This is a genomic window from Ruficoccus sp. ZRK36 (assembly GCF_019603315.1).
In the GTDB taxonomy this organism is placed as follows: domain Bacteria; phylum Verrucomicrobiota; class Verrucomicrobiia; order Opitutales; family Cerasicoccaceae; genus Ruficoccus.
Genome location: NZ_CP080649.1, coordinates 2011229 through 2028296 on the forward strand (window position 1 = coordinate 2011229; position 17068 = coordinate 2028296).

Genomic DNA, 17068 nt, shown 5'->3' on the forward strand with positions numbered 1-17068 from the left:
GTGTTAAAACTATGCTGTGACCCCATAGCGTGCATTGATACGTTTTACCCCTTAGGAGACTATTTTTATGAAGCGTGTTTATCTCTTGTTTGTGCTGGGTGCTGCCCTGAGCGTGAATCTCTCCGCGGCTACGCCTGAGCGCCCGAATGTGCTCTTCATCGCCGTGGACGATATGAACGACTGGGTCGGCCCTCTCGAAGACGAGGAAGCCGCGCTCACGCCAAACATGGATGCGCTCTCGGCCTCCGGAGAGGTCTTTTCCCGTGCCTACTGCTCATCCCCGGCCTGTAATCCCTCGCGCACAGCGATCCTCACCGGGATGAGCGCCGCCACGACGGGCATCTATCTCAATGACCAGCCCTGGCGTCCGCACATGCCCGACGTCGTCACGCTGCCGCAGCTTTTCCGTGAAAACGGCTACCTCTCCGTCGGCCTGGGGAAGATTTATCATAACCGCTACAACGGAGACAAAGCCTCCTGGGATGTATACAAACGCTTCGGCCACGGTATCTGGCCCGAGGACCCGGTGGAGACGGAGTACCCCGGTAAGGGGCAGTACGACTGGGGTCCGGTCGATGCCCCGGATCCGGCATTCGGGGACTATAACTGCGCCACTGAGGCGGTGAAGTTCCTCTCCGAGCCACAGGACAGGCCGTTCTTCCTCGGCGTTGGTTTCATCCGCCCGCACCTGCCGTTCTACTGCCCGCCGCGCTTCTTTGACCTCTATCCGATGGATGAGGTGGTCATGCCAGAGGTAAAGGATGACGACCTCGAAGACATACCGCTGGCCGGTAAAAAGACCGCCTGGAAATACCGTGGGCCGAACTATAAAAAAATGGAGTCTCAGGGCGACATCATGCGCCGGGCGATCCAGGCCTATCGCGCATGCATTTCCTTTACCGACGAGCAGGTCGGCCGCGTTCTCGATGCCCTGAAAAACAGCCCCTACGCCGACAACACCATTGTCGTGCTCTGGAGTGACCACGGCTTCCACCTCGGCGAGAAGCAACACTTTACGAAGTACACGCTCTGGGAGGAGTCCGACCGCGTGCTGCTAATCTTCCGGGTGCCCGGCGTGACTGAGCCCGGCACCGTCAGCTCCCGTACGGTTAGCCTGCTGGATCTCTATCCGACGCTGGCTCAGCTCTGTGAATTGAAAGATGTGCCCACAGTCCTGGAAGGGCGCAGCCTCGTCCCGCTGATGAAAGACCCCGAGGAAGCCTGGCCCTATCCGGCCGTGACGACCAACTTCTACGGCAATCACGCCGTGCGCTCGGAGCGCTGGCGCTACATCCGCTACGAGAACGGCGACGAGGAGCTCTACGACCACGATGTCGACCCCAATGAGTGGACCAACCTCGCCAATGACCCTGCCTACGCCTCCGTAAAAACCGACCTGGCCCAGTGGCTCCCGACCACCAACGCTCCGAACGCCCCCCGCGAAGAAGAGCGCAAGCACTAGGCTAGACTCTGAGGGTTGGCTCCACGCTCCCTGGAAGGGGGTGGCGCTTTAGCTCATCTGGTCTGCGACATCGGCTCAAAAAACTTCTTGGCGTTTGCGGTCTTGCGTTCGCTGAGAATTTCTTTTCTGTTTGCCGTTTCGTCTGGCCGGTCATGACCGGAAACCTGCTCAGGTGGCGGAATTGGCAGACGCACTGGACTTAGGATCCAGTGGCCGCAAGGCCGTGCGGGTTCGAGTCCCGCCCTGAGCACCATTTATATTTCGTCGAGGCGATCCCCGCTTGCCGGGTCAAAGAGCAGGGCCTTGGCCGTGTCGAAGCGCAGGCGGATTTCCTCTCCGGCGCGGAAGGAGTGGTCGGCGTGGACGCGCGCGATAAAGGGTGCCGCTCCTGTATTGAAATATAGATACGTCTCCGCACCCATCGGCTCGGCGACGTCGATTCGCATCATGATCGGGGAGGTCCCTGTCGTGTCCACGTGGATATCCTCGGGGCGGATGCCGAGGACAACGGACCGAGCATGAAGGGATGGTTCAACACTGTCGCGTGGAGGAAGCTTTACCTTGAGTGCGGAAGCGGAGGGACTGTCTTCAATGAAGCTGATTTCATCGCTCTGACGCTCGACCTTCCCGTGGAAAAAGTTCATCGGCGGGCTGCCGATGAAGCCCCCGACAAAAGTATTCGCCGGTTGTTTGTAGAGGGTCAGCGGCGTGTCAACCTGCATGAGGTTTCCGTCTTTCATCACGCAGATGCGCTCACCCATGGTCATGGCCTCCGTCTGGTCATGGGTGACGTAGATCATGGTCGCTTCGAGCCGCTTGTGCAGACGGGAAATCTCGGTGCGCATCTGCACGCGCATCTTGGCATCGAGGTTGGAGAGGGGCTCGTCGAACAGAAAGACCTTGGGCTTGCGGACGAGGGCGCGGCCCACGGCCACGCGCTGACGTTGCCCGCCAGAGAGCGCCTTGGGGCGGCGGTCGAGCAGCTCGCCGAGCCCGAGGATGTCGGCGGCCTCCTCGACCCGCTGACGGATCTCCCTGGTCGGGAGTTTGCGCAGCTTCAGCCCGAATGCCATGTTGTCGTAGACGCTCATGTGCGGGTACAGCGCGTAGTTCTGGAAAACCATGGCGATGTCCCGGTCCTTGGGGGCCACGTCATTGACGATGCGTCCGTCGATGGCGATCGTTCCGCTGGTGATCTCCTCTAGCCCGGCAACCATGCGCAGGGTGGTGGACTTCCCGCAGCCGGAGGGGCCGACCAGAACCATAAACTCGCGGTCGCGGATCTCCAGGTCGATCCCTTTGACCGCGGCAAAGGCCGGCTTACGGGCTTCCCGGTATTCTTTGACGAGATTGCAGATGCTGACGGTGGCCACGTGGGTGCGATTTGGGATGCGCGTTAGAAACCTGCGTGCATGGCACGGTGTTTCAGCGGAGGGGAGCAAGCTATACAATCGCGCGCTCGGCATGCAAGGTTCGTTGTCTGCGCGAATATTCTCACGGCATGCAGACAACGCTCCCGAAGCTACCACTCGTGGCTTAGCTTATCGTGCCGGGAGGGGCTTACTCCGGGGGCAGGCCATCAAAGAAATCCACCAGACCAGTCTCAAGGGAATACTCAGCACCGACGACGAGCAGTCCGTCATTGAGGATGAGGCGCTCAAGCAGGGCTGAGCCGCTGCGTAGCATCTGGGCAGCCATGCGGACGTTTGAGCGCACAGCCCGGTGCTTAAGCACGGGCTCGCTGTCGTCTTCGTGGACGAGCTCCTCGATCGCAGGGCGGATGCGATTGACGATGGAGAGCAGGCCGGGGGAGTTCTGGGAGTCGGGGTTGCGGATCGTGTCCAAGGTTGCGCTGACGGCCCCGCAACTGCTGTGGCCAAGCACAACGACGAGTCGTGTTCCGAAGCTCTCCGCCGCAAACTCGACGCTCCCGATCTGGGAGGATGCGACGACATTCCCGGCCACACGGATAACGAACAGGTCTCCCAGACCTTGGTCGAAGACGATTTCGACCGGGACCCTGGAATCTGAACAGCCGAGGATGACTGCAAACGGAGCCTGTCCCGCCACCAGATCGGGCTTATGGGCCTGGGCGATCATGGTATCGATACTACGCACCCCGGTGGCGAAACGTTTGTTACCTTCACGCAGACGGGCTAGGGCTTCCAATGCATCTATCATTAGGGGTTAAAGTGTAAACAGCTTCTCTTATAGCAAGATCGGAAGTGCTTTTTATTCCCGACCGTCCAGTGGGGCAGGGAGGCCATTGGTTGTCCGCAATCGGTCCGACATGGCTTCCCGTCCGGCTCGATGCATACCGCTGCTAACTGAGGTGACGCATCCTGAATGGGTGGACGTATGATGCCTAGACACGAGGCTAATGCCTCTGCGAGCCCGGTCGCTGTGTGGAGACACAATGTGTGCCAGCATTTACCGTTATTTCCGGATTTTACCGAATCGTGTCGGACTTTACCGGACTGGGCCAAATTTGCGGGACAGCCGCCAAAGCCCTGAAAATGCGGAACTTCCGCTAAATTCAAATGGCACACCCGAAGGGAGTCGAACCCCTAACCTCCTGATCCGTAGTCAGGCGCTCTATCCAATTGAGCTACGGGTGCACGCTTGAAGGAAAGCGTGGGATTCAAAGCATCGTACCGGGGCTTGGCAAGCAGAACTTTTACGAAAAATGCATTTTATTTGTACGGCGTTATTCGCGGTAAAAACCGGGCGATAGTCCGTAATGGCTTGGGCTGTAATAACCTGTAGGACGATGGGCTTGACTCTGAGCCCTTGCCGTGATTGAAAGGGCCTGTCCGCGACGGTGTTTGCTGGCCGTGCGCAGTTTCTCACCCAACCCATTCCCCTCCTCTTTCTCTCGTTATGCCTGAATACTTTGACGTCCCTGTCATTCCCTTCGAAGGCCCCGGTACTGAAAACCCGCTGGCCTTCCGTCACTACAATGCCGATGAAGTCGTCGGCGATAAGACGATGCGTGAGCATCTGCGTTTCGCGTGTGCGTACTGGCATACGATGCGAAATCCCCTCAGTGACCCTTTCGGCGTGGGCACGGCACAGATGCCCTGGGATGATGGCTCGCAGACGCTGGCAAACGCCAAGAAGCGGGTAAAAGTCTTTTTCGAATTTCTGCATAAGTGCGGGATCGACTACTACTGCTTCCACGACCGCGACATCGCGCCCGAGGGTAAGACCCTGGCTCAGAGCAACCGCAACCTGGACTCCGTGGTGGCGGAGTTCAAGCGGCAGCAGGACCGCACGGGTAAGAAGCTACTCTGGGGCACGGCCTGCCTGTTTACGCATCCGCGCTATAATCAGGGGGCGGCGACCTCGCCGTATCTGGATGTCTTCACCTACGCGGCTGCTCAGGTGAAAAAAGCCATGGAGGTCACGCATGAACTCGGTGGCGAGGGGTTCACATTTTGGGGAGGGCGTGAAGGCTACTCCACGCTCTGGAACACAGATATGAAGCGCGAGCTGGACCACCTGGCGGCATTCCTGCACATGGCCGTCGATCACGCCCGGCGCATCGGCTTCAAGGGGCAGTTCTACATCGAGCCCAAGCCACAGGAGCCGACGACGCATCAGTACGACTCCGATGTGGCCGCGTGTTTAAACTTCCTGCGTGAGTATGATCTGCTCGACCACTTCAAGCTCAACATCGAGACCAACCACGCCACGCTGGCCGGGCACAGTATGCTGCATGAGCTGCTGGTCGCCGCTACGGCGGGCGCTCTCGGGTCGATCGACGCCAACTCTGGCACGCCGCACTGCGGGTGGGATACGGACCAGTTCCCGACGGACATTTACCTGGGTACGCAGATCATGCTCGTCGTACTGAAGATGGGGGGATTCACCACCGGGGGGCTGAACTTTGACGCTAAGCGCCGCCGCGAGTCCTTTGAGCCCGTCGATCTTTTCCATGCCCATATCGGCGGTATGGATACGCTGGCTCGCGGGCTGAAGATCGCTCACCGCATCATCGAGGACCATCGCATCTGCGACTTGATTTCAGAGCGATACTCCAGCTGGGAGAGCGCGCTGGGGCACCGGATCGAGACGGGTAAGCTGACCTTGGTCGAGCTGGAGAAAATCGCTCTCCGTAAGAAAGAGCCGATCACCCCCTCGGGAAGGCAGGAGATGCTCGAAAATATGGTCAACGACTATATGTAGTTGCCCGCCAATACGCTTTTCAGAGTCTCTGGGCGACGATGATGGCGGCTACTGCCAGTGACGCCAGGGCGCAGATGAGGACCGCAGCCGCCGCCATATCCTTGGCGCGACGCAGGCGTGGGCGGCGCTCCAGGGTGACCTCGTCAGCGAGTTCCTCCAGGGCGGAGTTAAAGGCCTCGGCCGCCAGTACCAGTGCGATACACAGGATGACTGCGAGCCATTCGCCTGCAGACAGTTTTAGGATAAAACCTGCGATGACCGTCACTGAGGCCGCAGCGATTTGGAGCCTGGGGTGGCAGCCATGCGCGGCAAACGTCGCCAGCCCTCGTAGCGCGTGGCGAAAGGCGTCAAGGCGAGGGCGGAGCTTCATAGCTGCGGGGATTGTTTTTGTAGATAAAACCGCGTCTGCGTCCTCAATGTTTCTATCCCTTAGTGCCTTTAGTCTTCGTAGCTGATTCTCCAGAGGCGACCCTGTCGCGAATCGCTGACGTAGAGGCTGCCGTCGGGGCCGACGGCCAGGCCGACCGGGCGGGCCTTGGCTGAGCCGGGGCTTTTGACCTCGGCTTCACCCGCGAAGCCATCAGCAAAGATTTCCCATCCGCCGGAGGGCTTCTCACCGTCGAAGGGGACAAAGACGATGTTGTAGCCACCCTGCATGAGCGGGGCGCGGTTCCACGACCCATGAAAGGCGATGAAGGCACCGCCCTCATAGCGCTCGGGGAATTGGCTGCCGGTGTAGAAGGTGAGGCCGTTCGGGGCCCAGTGGGCGGGCAGGGCGATGACCGGATCCTGAAACTGCGGGTCTCCCTCCAGCCCGCGGATGAGGCCGGGGCGCCAGACGGTCTTGCCGTTACCGCCGTACTCGGGGGCGAGCATGCGTTTGTTACTGGACGGGTCCCAGTAGGTGTAGGGCCAGCCGGCATTGCTGCCCTCGGTGAGGAGGTGCATCTCCTCGGCGGGGAGGCGGGCATTGTCGCTCTGGGTATAGAGCTTGGGGAAGAGGTTGCTGAGCTGGTCGCGCCCGTGCATGACCGTGTAGAGCTGGTTGGAGGCCGGGTTCCAGGCGAGTGCCACGCAATTACGCAGGCCGGTGGCGAAGCGTTTACCGTCGCTCTGGCGCTGGTCGGTCTGTGTGGCGTCAAAGACCCAGATGCCACCGCTGCGGTCGAGTTGGGGGCAGTTGACGATACCGGCAGAGCCGGGTGTGCGCTGCTTTTCCTGGCAGGCGTTTGACGGGGCCCCGGAATTGACGAAGAGCCGCCCCTCGCCATCGAGGGCGATGGATTTGGCGTTGTGTGCGTATTGGCGCGGGAAGCCCGCCACGACCGTCTCGATGGGGCCTGACGGGACGAGCTCATTACCGGCAAACTCCTGGCGCATGACCTCGGTGGAGCTGGAGTAGTACAGGTATTCGATCGGGCCAGCCGGGGTGCTGACGGTGACCAGTGCGGCCCCCGTACCCTCGCCGGGGCCGAAGTACTCCACCTGGTCGTATTTGCCGTCTGCGTTCGTATCGCGCAGGGCGGCGATGCCACCTCCCTCCGTCCGCTTACTCAGCCGCACGTAGATGTCGCCGTTCTCGCGCACGGTCAGGTGGCGGGCGGGCCCGACCGCCTCGTTGATGACCTCGGCCTTAAACCCGGCAGGCAGGCTTAGGCCGTCCGCGGCGGGGCCCAGCGGCGGCTGGGCGGGGTTCTGGTTCGGGAGCTGGGCGAGCAAACCAAGCGGCAGGCCCAGGCACAGGAGGAGAAAGAGAGATCGTGGCATGGGATTGGCTATGAGTCCTGGAGGTTAAAACTTAAAGCACCGCTACTGTCGTCGCGGATAGGGGACTTGTCAAAGTCGCTTGTCATGGCGTATAGTCTTTTCCCAGTTATGGCCCGTAAGCCGAAAACCAAATGTATTGGCATCCTCACCTCCGGCGGGGACTGCCCAGGATTGAACGCCGCCATCCGCGGGGTGGCCAAAGCCGCTATTCACCACGGGATCAAAGTTCTCGGGGTCATGGATGGTTTCCGGGGCTTGGTGGAGAACCGCTTTACGCCGCTCGATGACGCGCAGGTCTCCGGTATCCTGACTCTTGGGGGCACGCTGCTGGGGACCAGCCGCGATAAGCCGCACAAGATGCCGATGGGCGACCAGGTCCTCGATATGACCGAAGTCGCCGTGGCCAACGCCAAGGCCCAGCAGATCGACTGCCTGGTCTGTCTCGGTGGTAACGGTACCCAGAAAAACGCCCTGCGCATCCAGAAGGCCGGGCTCAACGTCCTCACGCTGCCCAAGACCATTGATAACGATGTGGCCGTGACGGACGTGTCTTTCGGCTTCGATACGGCGATGAATATCGCGACCGACGCCATTGACCGCCTGCACACCACCGCGACCAGCCACCACCGCGTCATTGTCTGCGAGCTGATGGGCCACAAGGCCGGTTGGCTGGCACTGGGCGCGGGTATCGCCGGGGGCGCGGATGTTGTTCTGATTCCCGAGATTCCCTACGACTTGAATGTTGTGGCCGAGCACTTGATCGAGCGCCGTAAGCACAACAAACGCTTTTCCATCATCGCTGTCGCCGAAGGCGCTATCTCCAAGGCCGAAGCCTCTCAAACCGACGAGGAAAAAGAGAAAAAGAAAAAGGCCAAAAAGAAGACCGCCGCCCGCAAGCACAAGCCCGGCGAGCCGCATCTGGTGCAGGAGTCGCTGGATAGCCGCATCGCCCGCGAGCTTCAGCAGATGACAGGTCTGGAGGCGCGCACGACTTCTCTCGGGCACGTCCAGCGGGGTGGCTCACCCAGCGCGCGTGACCGCCTGCTGTGTACGCTGCTTGGCACCATGGCTGGCCGCCTGCTGGCCGAGGGGCACTACAACCACATGATCGCGGTCAAGGGAACGCAGGCTGTGCCGGTCCCGCTGGAAAAGGTGGCAGGCATCATCAAGACCGTGCCCCACGATCACGACTGGCTGAAGTCCGCCATGCTCGTGGAGACCTGCCTCGGCGACCACCGGTAGGGGAGCAGATTTCCATCACAACAAGGCTGCGGTAGGCTGTAGACCATCGCAGAGGCTTGGGTGTTTTTTCCCTTTCCGGGGGAGGCCCTCATGCCTTATGTATGGACGATGAGCAAGTCTTCCGAAAGCGCCGGCTACGCCGACTCACGCCGTCAGGCGCTCGCCCTGCGCCAACTGCGCAAGGCATTCGCCAGTGGCCGTATCGAGACCGGTGAGCTGGCCCTGAAAACGGCTTCGCTAGACACCTGTCGTCTGGCTCATATGCCTGCGGCCGTCCTGCACCCGGCCTGCGATGAGGAAGTCTCTGCCACCCTGCGATTAGCCAACAAGTATCGCGTGCCGGTGACGACGCGCGGGGCAGGCTCGGCGACCACGGGGGCGACGACGCCCATCCTTGGCGGCTGGGTGCTGGACTTGTCATCCTGGGACTCTATTGAAATCGATGCGGTCAGTGGCTACGCGCATGTCGGTGCAGGTGCATTGAATGCCAAGATCGACGAGGCGGCAGCGAAGAAGGGGTGGTTTTACCCGCCGGACCCCTCCTCGAAGGGGTACTCGACCATCGGAGGTAACATCGCCTGCAACGCCGGGGGACTGCGGGCGGCCAAGTACGGCGTGACCCGTGACTATGTGGTGGCGCTGGAGGGATTTCTGCCCACCGGTGAGCCGGTCAAGTGGGGGCTGCCGCTGAAAAAGTACGTCTCCGGCTTTAATCTGCGTGATCTGTGGATCGGCTCGGAAGGGATGCTCGGCGTCGTCACCAAGGCCACGCTCAAGCTCATCCCGCGCCCCTCTGTGCGGGCGACGTGGCTGGCCGCCTACAAGAGTGAGGCAGCGGCTCTGCGTACGGTGAAGCGGATCCTCAAGGCACGGTTGGTGCCGTCCATTTTAGAGTTTATCGACCGGCAGACGCTGGAGTGCTTTTTACGCAAGCATGAGCGTGCCGGCACCCTTGGTACGCTGCCCTTTCGGGTCAAGCCGGGCGACCTGGCTCCGGCCATGCTCCTGATGGAGATCGACGGTGATGCGGCTCAGGTGCGTCGCCAGCTCAAGGGGGCCCGTGAGCTTCTGGGGACCGGTGCCCAGTGGGTGAGGCAGGCCCGCGACGACGCGCAGGCGGAGGCGCTCTGGCGTATCCGTCGGACTTGCTCGCAGGCGATGTTTCAGATGGGCGACACGAAGCTCAATGAAGACATTGTCGTGCCTCTGGATGCCCAGCTCCCGCTGCTCAAGTACACGCTGGAGGTTAAGAAAAAGACCGGTCTGGCCACACCGACCTTTGGCCATGCTGCCGACGGAAACTTCCACGTCCACGTCATGTTTGACTGGGATGATCCCGAGCAGCGCGCGCGTGCCAAGACCTCGATCGAGCTGATCATGCGCAAGGTGGTCGAGCTGGGTGGGTCCATCACCGGCGAGCACGGGATCGGCCTCGCCAAGAGCCCCTTCCTGCACCTCCAGCATACCGAGGCGGAGATCGCTGCGATGAGGCGCATCAAGGACGCACTCGACCCGGCCTGGATTCTCAACCCCGGTAAGATGTTCGAGCCCTTCGACATGTGGCAGGTCCCGCGTGTGCGCGATTGGCGTTTCCCGTGGGATCATTGATCGAATCGGGCGCATAAAAAAGCCTCCCGGTTTACCCGGAAGGCTTTTTTTTATAAATGGTGTAGTGAGGCTCTAGAGCTTCATTTGGTTCGCCATGTTGTCCAAGACCTGCTCAAGGTCGCCGCCATCGGATTCGGTGGTGAAGCCGATGAATTTGTGCATGTCATTGAGATCACCGGCTGTGAGAAGGGTACACATGTAGCGTTTGTAGGTCTTCCCGTCGATGTTTTCGGTTTCAATCCCGGTAATGCGGTTCCAGGGGCGACCATTGAGCTCAAATGTTGAGGAGCTCGTAATCGTCATGACCTCGCCAAGGCGTTCGGTGACATGGTTCCTTGATCGTGCCATGACCATGTCACGGATCGCCGTGTGTTTATCGAGGGGTTCAGGAACATTGTGGAGACTATACGTGAAAATGATGATTGTTCTGAAATTACCAGCAATCAGTTCATCGGGGCGGTAGATGAAAAGGGTCTTTCCGCTGCTGTTGTATGTTTGTCTAGTCTCCGTAATCAGGTTCATGACCCTTTGGGAGCCTGTTGAGGCCTCCGCATGAGCGAGTGACTCGAACTCCTCCGGCGTACTCGCCTGATAACCGGGTGGCAGCGGGAACGAAAATCCGCGCCGACCCACGTTTTGGGCACTTACCGTGTTGTTGGCGACGGTGGGGGTTTCGAGGGTGAGGCATCCGCCCAGGATGAGAGTGGCGCAAAACAGCAGGATAACAGGAGTATAACGCATGTGAGAGGTATGCGTGATGTGCCTGCTACGGACAAGTTATTATTACTTACTCAGTGTATAATGGAATAGCTGTTGATTGGGTAAAGTACCTCTAATGGGCCGTCTTTGCCGCTGTAGATGTTTCCGTTGGGATGTTGGCGGCATCCGTCCTGTCGGTGGGCGGTGGGGCGATTTCTTCGGGGGTGCGCTGATAGCCTGTGAGCAGAGAGGCCGTCATCATCTCCATCGCATCGGTCATGCGGGTGAGGTCATTCGGGCGTGCCCATCCTTCCACCGCGTAGAGCATATCTTTGCTTCGTGTGATAGCGTAGAGAAAGTACCACTCGACAGGCTTGGGAGCGTCAGGAGAGGGGACTTCCGAAGGTTCCTCGAATGCGTCTGCTGAGGCCGTTTGATCCGAGGTTTCGTCTGATGTTTGGGGTTCCGAGTCTGCGGTGGACTGGTCGAGGTCGGGGTAGGTAAATGGGGTCGCCAGGCGTGCGGCTAGCCAGACCCATTGGCGGCCTGCTATCGTACGCGTCTCGACGGAGACGTCCGTAGCTTCCGTGGCGAGGGTGCCCGCCAGCCAGCTTGCCAGGCTGCTCAGGTTGCCGTCCCTGAGCGGGGGAAATGCCGCGGCTCCGGCAGTGTTATGGGCATTGATGGTGCTGAAAACCAGGAAGGGCGAGGGCGCTGCCATATCCTGCTGATCGAGAGAGACCAGCAAGATGTCCTCGCCACCGGTGCTGAAGTAGGCGCGGTAGTTCGGGCGGCGATAGAGAAGCAGGTCGGCGCGCAGTTTCTGCTCAAGGGCCTGAGTGGCCGTGATGGACGAAAAGCCCGAGGCCTCCTCGGTCTCCAGCCACTGGGGCGTATAGGGGACGTGCGGCAGGTACTCGGGCAGGGCCTGTGCGGTGAAACCAGCCGGGACATCGACCTGATAGCCGCGCGGGATGGCCGCTGAGCTGGTGATGCTCTCAGCGGTCAGGGTGGCTGGCTCAGTCGTGAGGCATCCGCTCAGGGCGGGCAGGCTCAGCAGCAGGACGGCGGCAAGCAGTCGGCTGAAACGCGGTTGATCCGTCGAAACGTGCGGCATGGAGCAGGGACTATGTGAGAGAAGCCGAGACGAGCTCAAGCTGATAGGTGAGGGATTGGGAAGGCGCTTCGGACGCACAGACGTGCAGCTTTAGTAGTGCTGCTTGCCGTCTACGTAGATGCGCACAGAGGAGGCGTTTTCAGGCATAAAGTTATCCGGCGGGAAATGCCAGGTGCCGATGATCTGGTTAAGCGCCTGGACGTGGCGATCAAGGCTATCGGCCGGGCCGGTGAGGATGATGCGGTAGCTGCCATGCTTACGTGCGCCGTAGGTCAGGAGCATGGCCTCCTGCGGGTCGGCGAGGACGGAGGTGGGCTGGCGCAGGTAGAGCTGCTGCCAGGGGCGGTCGTCGATCTCAAGGGTGTCGTCACCGGCCAGTTGCAGGTCCGGCTGTCGTGCGAGCAGACTCGCCAGGGACTTGCGGGCCCAGTCCTCCTGCGTGGTTGACCAGGGGCCGGTCTCGATCAGCACGTAGATGCCCTCCTGATAGGCGAGGGCGCTGATCTCCTCGGTGTTGTAAAGGATGCGCCATCCAGCCGGGATGAGGACACGGTACGGGTAGGTCTTGCCGTGCAGGACCGTGCGAACCGTCAGCGGCTGCGTGTTGGTACGGGCGGCTTTCAATGCGGGCAGACTGAGGTCGGGACCGGTGCCCGTGGCGGCAGGGTTGGACTCAGGCTGAGGTGTGGTGGGCGTGGGCTGCTCGGGTGCTGGCGGTGTGTTTTTATCCGGGGCAGCAGGCGTGGTTTCCGGCTCACTTTTCGGCTTCGGTTTGGCGGGTTTGCCGTCGAGGTCCTGCTCGATCTCGTTGAGCGTGCCGACTTCGAGGTCAAGGAGTTCGTTGAACTTGCCGACGGTGTCCGACTGGACAATCTCCGGGACGAATTCCGCCGTCGCTTCCCAATCGCCTGCGATGGGCGTTTCAGCCTCGGAGGGCGTGTCCTCAGTCGTCGTTTCGTCCAGACTATCGAGATAAAGATAGCCCGCCAAACTGGCCAGGCCCAGCCCGGCCGAAAATAGCAGTAGGTAGCTCGCCCGCATAATCCGAGTCATACTTTAGCCAGGATGGCGCCGGGTACAACCCCGAAGCCACCCGTCACGCTGAGGCTCATCCCTTATTTTTTTCGCCTTTGGGTAGAGAGCTGAGGATAATCAGGTTATTGACCAGGATGACGATAAGCCAAGGGAGAGGATGATTGAGGGCTTCCTTGAGCGGAGAGTCTGGGTGGGGCCACCCAAGCCAGGTCATGACGACCAGAGCGAAGAGAATCCAACCGAGGCATTGACGTTTAACCAGAGACATGGGCAAGCGTTGTTGAGGGTGTACCGACAAAAACAGGCTGCCCGGTGAGGGGCAGCCTGTCGAGGTAAAGTCAGTGGTGGAGCGGCGCGCTCAGCCTTCAGCTTTGAGGCGGTTAAAGGCCGAGACGAGGGCCTTCAGGCCGGCCATCTCGATGGAGCTGTCGATACCGCAGCCCCAGGTCAGCCGCCCGGTATCCTCGTCCTGCAGCTGGACATAGGCGGCGCTGTTGGAGGCCGAGCCTTTACCCACGGAGTGGGAGCGGTAGTCGGTCAGGCGGAAGTGCTTCCAGCCCTGCTGATCCACGGCGTTGACAAAGGCGCTGATCGGGCCGTTACCGGTGCCCTCGATCTGGAGTGACTTACCCTGGTACATGACCTGCGCCATGCAGCGGACCATGCCGGGAGTCTCCGTCTGGTGAAACAGCTCGTACTCGCCCAGCTCCAGCGGGTCGGTCAAGTTGACAAAGTTCTGCTCAAAGACCTCGCGGATTTCGTCGGCGTTGAGCTCCTTTTGCTGGCGGTCGGCCTCGTCGTTGACGACCTTGCCGACCTCCGGGTGCATGCTCTTGGGGAGCTCCAGCCCGTGCTCGGTGTCCATGATGTAGGCCACGCCGCCCTTGCCACTCTGGCTGTTGATGCGGATGATGGCCTCGTAGGTCCGGCCGATGTCCTCGGGGTCGATGGTCAGGTACGGGACCTCCCACGCCGGGTGCTCCTCGTCCGACTTTTTGCGGCGGTCCAGCCCCTTCTTGATGGCGTCCTGATGGCTACCGGAAAAGGCCGTGAAGACCAGCTCGCCGCCGTAGGGATGGCGCTCGTGTACGCCCATGCGGGTGCAGCGCTCATAGACGGCACGGATGCTGGAGAGGTCGGAGAAGTCCAGCCCGGTCTCGATGCCGTGGCTGTTCATGTTCAAGGCGACGTTGACGATGTCGAGGTTACCGGTGCGCTCGCCGTTCCCGAAGAGCGTGCCCTCGACGCGGTCGGCCCCGGCCAGTAAGCCCAGCTCGGTGGCGGCCACGCCGGTGCCGCGGTCGTTGTGGGTGTGCAGGGAGACGAACACTGTGTCGCGGTTCTTGATCGTGCGGCAGAAGTACTCGATCTGGTCGGCATGGACATTCGGGGTGGTCCACTCGACGGTCGCAGGCAGATTCAGGATCATGCGGCGCTCCTGAGTGGGCTTCCACTGGTCCATGACGGCCTCGCAGATCTCGATCGCGTAGTCGATCTCGGTGTCGTTAAAGCTCTCGGGCGAGTACTCCATGGTGATCTCGCTGCCCTCAGCCTCGGCTTCATCGGCCAACTGGCGCACCAACTGGGCACCCTTGATGGCGATCTGCTTGATGTCGTCCTTGCTGGCGTCGGAGAAGGTGATCTTGCGCTGCAGCGGGGAGGTGGAGTTGTAGAGGTGCACGATGGCGCGCTTGACGCCCTTCAAGGCCTCGAAGGAGCGACGGATCAAATGCTCGCGGGCCTGCACCAGAATCTGGACCTGCACGTCGTCGGGGATCTCGTTCTGCTCCACCAGGCGGCGCAGGAAGTCGAACTCAGTCTGGGAGGCCGAGGGGAAGCCCACCTCGATCTGCTTGAAGCCGATCTTCACGAGCAGGCGGAACATCTCCAGCTTCTCCTCGATGTTCATCGGGATGGCGAGGGCCTGATTGCCGTCGCGCAGATCAACGCTGCACCAGATGGGAGCGTTTTCGATCACGCGGTCCGGCCATTGGCGGTCCTTCAGCGGGATGCTGAAGCGCCGGTGGAAGGGGACGTACTTGCGAATACTGGAGGGTTTCATGAAAAGCCGTTTGTGGGAAAAGGTTGAACGTTAGGTAAACCGGAAAAAGCACTCAAGCGTGCAATGAAGAATAGACACAACACCTCTGTGGGGTGATTCAATCCGTGTCTGAGTGGCCGATCCAACGGCCTCGCCCCGCCTCGGGGGCATGTGACATCCCGCTACTCCCCCTCAGGGGAGAAGCACCGAACCAAGAAGGTGGCGGAATGCTGCGACGTTCATGAGACGCCAATATCCGCCCGCAAAGGCCGATTGTCAAGGCTTCCCTGTGCGGGCATTTTTTGGCTGCTATTGGGGAAGGAACCGGCTACAACACCGTTATTATGCCACTACAAGGCAAAACCATTGTCCTCGGCGTCACCGGCTCTATCGCTGCCTACAAGGCCGCCGATATCGCCTCCCAGCTCACACGGCTGGGCGCCAGTGTGCACTGTGTGATGACCAAAGAGGCCACGCACATCATCGGACCGCTCACGCTGCAGACGCTCTCCCGCAACCCGGTGGGGACGGATATGTGGCAGCAGTCGAAGGACTGGCAGCCGGAGCACATCGAGCTGGCTGACTCAGCTGATCTGTTTCTGGTCGCGCCTGCCACCGCGAACATCATTGCCTGTTTCGCCCATGGGCTCGCACCGGACCTGCTGACCTCGATCTACCTGGCCACGCTGGCACCGGTCATCATTGCCCCAGCCATGAATGGCAAAATGTACCGGCATCCGGCCACGCAGGCCAACATGGACACCCTGCGTGCGCGGGGTACGCAGTTTATCGAGCCGCAAAAAGGCGGCATGCTCGCCTGCGGCTATGAAGGCGAGGGGAAGCTATCCCCGGTGGATGAAATCGTGGCCCGTGTGGCCGCGTTTTTCCAGAAGAATCATTGAGGTCGTGTCCGCTGAGGATGCTGGGTGTTGACTGCGTTTTGCGTTATCAGCGGGCACAAAAAACGGGCTTGCCCGCGTGTACCGCAGACAAGCCCGCCTGTAGAAAAATCTAACTGAGCCTTACTTGCCGGGCATGGTGCCGACAGCGCAGCTCTTACTGGAGCCCGTAGACGTCCACCTTGACCTTGTCCACGTAGTGCTTGGCATCAGGCGGCGTGGAAGGAAGCGGGAGGTCGTCCAGACAGAGCGGGATGGTGTCAAAGGTAGCGACGTCAGCCTCCTGATAACGATAGGGGGAGTGGGCGACCTGGCCACGGCGGAGCTTACCGTCGTCCCAGGCGTAGAAGTAATAGCGCTCCAGCAGGAAGAAGGGGAGGGTGTCCGGCTCGGGGATGCGAATCTGCCCCTGTCCTCCGTAGCGGAAGACCGAGAGCCGGTAGCTGCCGTAGGGGGCGCCGCCGTAGCGGTCTGCGCGGCGGCAGGTATAGTGCACATCATCGGTGATGGCGGCCTTCATCCGGGCCTGGAAATACGGGAGCTTGAAGAACTTGCGGGCGATCCAGACGGCCGGGCCGCTGCTGCAGTCCAGCGAGTAGAACCACACGCCGGGCACGCCATTGTCGTCGTAGACATAGGTGCGGACATTTAACTCCAGAAAGTGGGAGAGCAGCGGCAGGGCGGGGAGCCGACGGGGGCGCGCCCAGTTCATGACAAAGGGAACGATGCTCAGCCACGCACTATCCTCGGCCAGGTCGACATGTAGTCCCGGCGGGAGGGTGTCCTGGATGAGTTGCGGATCGACCTTCCAGTGAAGCAGCAGCAGGTGCTCCCAATGCTGTAAAAATGCCAGGGACGCCTTACCGTCCGGTTCTCGGGCTGCCAGTCGCTGATCCGTGGTGGGGAGCATATTTTTTGGAGGATGTCGTAGGGGAAACTACAGGTTAACCTCTAGTGGGCGCGCAGGGGGTAAGGCCAGCAAAAACTGTTTACAAATAATGGCTTCGGCA

General features: G+C 60.7%; 14 protein-coding genes and 2 tRNA genes. 6 read left to right on the forward strand and 10 right to left on the reverse strand.

Translation table 11 applies throughout. The features are described from left to right. Positions 1-67 precede the first annotated feature (67 nt). Positions 68-1462: a sulfatase gene (locus K0V07_RS08850; protein ID WP_220621031.1), complete on the forward strand. Its 1395-nt coding sequence runs from the start codon at positions 68-70 to the stop codon at positions 1460-1462. 166 nt (positions 1463-1628) lie between these two features. Beyond that, positions 1629-1715: transfer RNA gene (locus tag K0V07_RS08855), tRNA-Leu, on the forward strand. 1 nt (position 1716) lies between these two features. On the opposite strand, the gene ugpC is transcribed toward K0V07_RS08855, so the two are convergent. The 3 genes from ugpC to K0V07_RS08870 form a co-directional block, all read right to left on the reverse strand. Then, on the reverse strand, positions 1717-2835 hold the full coding sequence (ugpC, locus tag K0V07_RS08860; RefSeq protein WP_286652997.1) for a sn-glycerol-3-phosphate ABC transporter ATP-binding protein UgpC: 1119 nt from the start codon (positions 2833-2835) through the stop codon (positions 1717-1719). 187 nt (positions 2836-3022) lie between these two features. Beyond that, positions 3023-3643 (reverse strand): carbonic anhydrase, encoded by a 621-nt coding sequence (locus K0V07_RS08865; protein ID WP_220621033.1) that lies wholly within the window; start codon positions 3641-3643, stop codon positions 3023-3025. Positions 3644-4003: 360 nt separating this feature from the next. Next, a tRNA-Arg gene (locus K0V07_RS08870) sits at positions 4004-4080 on the reverse strand. 262 nt (positions 4081-4342) lie between these two features. On the opposite strand from K0V07_RS08870, the gene xylA reads away from it, so the two are divergent. Next, on the forward strand, positions 4343-5650 hold the full coding sequence (xylA, locus tag K0V07_RS08875; protein ID WP_220621034.1) for a xylose isomerase: 1308 nt from the start codon (positions 4343-4345) through the stop codon (positions 5648-5650). Between the two features lie 19 nt (positions 5651-5669). Here the strand turns inward: xylA and K0V07_RS08880 are convergent, their stop codons facing one another. After that, on the reverse strand, positions 5670-6020 hold the full coding sequence (locus K0V07_RS08880; RefSeq protein WP_220621035.1) for a diacylglycerol kinase family protein: 351 nt from the start codon (positions 6018-6020) through the stop codon (positions 5670-5672). A gap of 68 nt (positions 6021-6088) precedes the next feature. Next, positions 6089-7417, reverse strand: coding sequence for a PQQ-dependent sugar dehydrogenase (locus K0V07_RS08885; RefSeq protein ID WP_220621036.1), 1329 nt, complete (start codon positions 7415-7417; stop codon positions 6089-6091). Positions 7418-7525: 108 nt separating this feature from the next. Here K0V07_RS08885 and K0V07_RS08890 point away from each other — a divergent pair, with 108 nt between their 5' ends. Next, positions 7526-8659 carry an ATP-dependent 6-phosphofructokinase gene (locus K0V07_RS08890; protein WP_220621037.1) on the forward strand — a complete coding sequence of 378 codons (1134 nt, stop codon included), beginning with the start codon at positions 7526-7528 and terminating at the stop codon, positions 8657-8659. Between the two features lie 108 nt (positions 8660-8767). After that, positions 8768-10267 carry an FAD-linked oxidase C-terminal domain-containing protein gene (locus K0V07_RS08895; protein ID WP_220621038.1) on the forward strand — a complete coding sequence of 500 codons (1500 nt, stop codon included), beginning with the start codon at positions 8768-8770 and terminating at the stop codon, positions 10265-10267. A 72-nt stretch (positions 10268-10339) separates the two neighbouring features. On the opposite strand, the gene K0V07_RS08900 is transcribed toward K0V07_RS08895, so the two are convergent. The 4 genes from K0V07_RS08900 to leuA all read right to left on the reverse strand — a co-directional run bounded on the left by K0V07_RS08900 (position 10340) and on the right by leuA (position 15180). Further along, positions 10340-11008, reverse strand: a complete 669-nt coding sequence (locus tag K0V07_RS08900) for a hypothetical protein (protein WP_220621039.1) — start codon at positions 11006-11008, stop codon at positions 10340-10342. A gap of 91 nt (positions 11009-11099) precedes the next feature. Continuing rightward, positions 11100-12083: a hypothetical protein gene (locus K0V07_RS08905; RefSeq protein ID WP_220621040.1), complete on the reverse strand. Its 984-nt coding sequence runs from the start codon at positions 12081-12083 to the stop codon at positions 11100-11102. A gap of 90 nt (positions 12084-12173) precedes the next feature. Continuing rightward, positions 12174-13124 carry a hypothetical protein gene (locus K0V07_RS08910; RefSeq protein WP_220621041.1) on the reverse strand — a complete coding sequence of 317 codons (951 nt, stop codon included), beginning with the start codon at positions 13122-13124 and terminating at the stop codon, positions 12174-12176. A 352-nt stretch (positions 13125-13476) separates the two neighbouring features. Further along, positions 13477-15180: a 2-isopropylmalate synthase gene (gene leuA, locus K0V07_RS08915; protein WP_220621042.1), complete on the reverse strand. Its 1704-nt coding sequence runs from the start codon at positions 15178-15180 to the stop codon at positions 13477-13479. Positions 15181-15503: 323 nt separating this feature from the next. Here leuA and K0V07_RS08920 point away from each other — a divergent pair, with 323 nt between their 5' ends. After that, entirely contained in the window at positions 15504-16061 is a 558-nt protein-coding gene (locus K0V07_RS08920) for a flavoprotein (protein WP_220621043.1), read from the forward strand. 154 nt (positions 16062-16215) lie between these two features. Here K0V07_RS08920 and K0V07_RS08925 read toward each other — a convergent pair whose 3' ends face one another. After that, positions 16216-16968 carry a DUF2071 domain-containing protein gene (locus K0V07_RS08925; protein ID WP_220621044.1) on the reverse strand — a complete coding sequence of 251 codons (753 nt, stop codon included), beginning with the start codon at positions 16966-16968 and terminating at the stop codon, positions 16216-16218. Positions 16969-17068 lie beyond the last annotated feature (100 nt).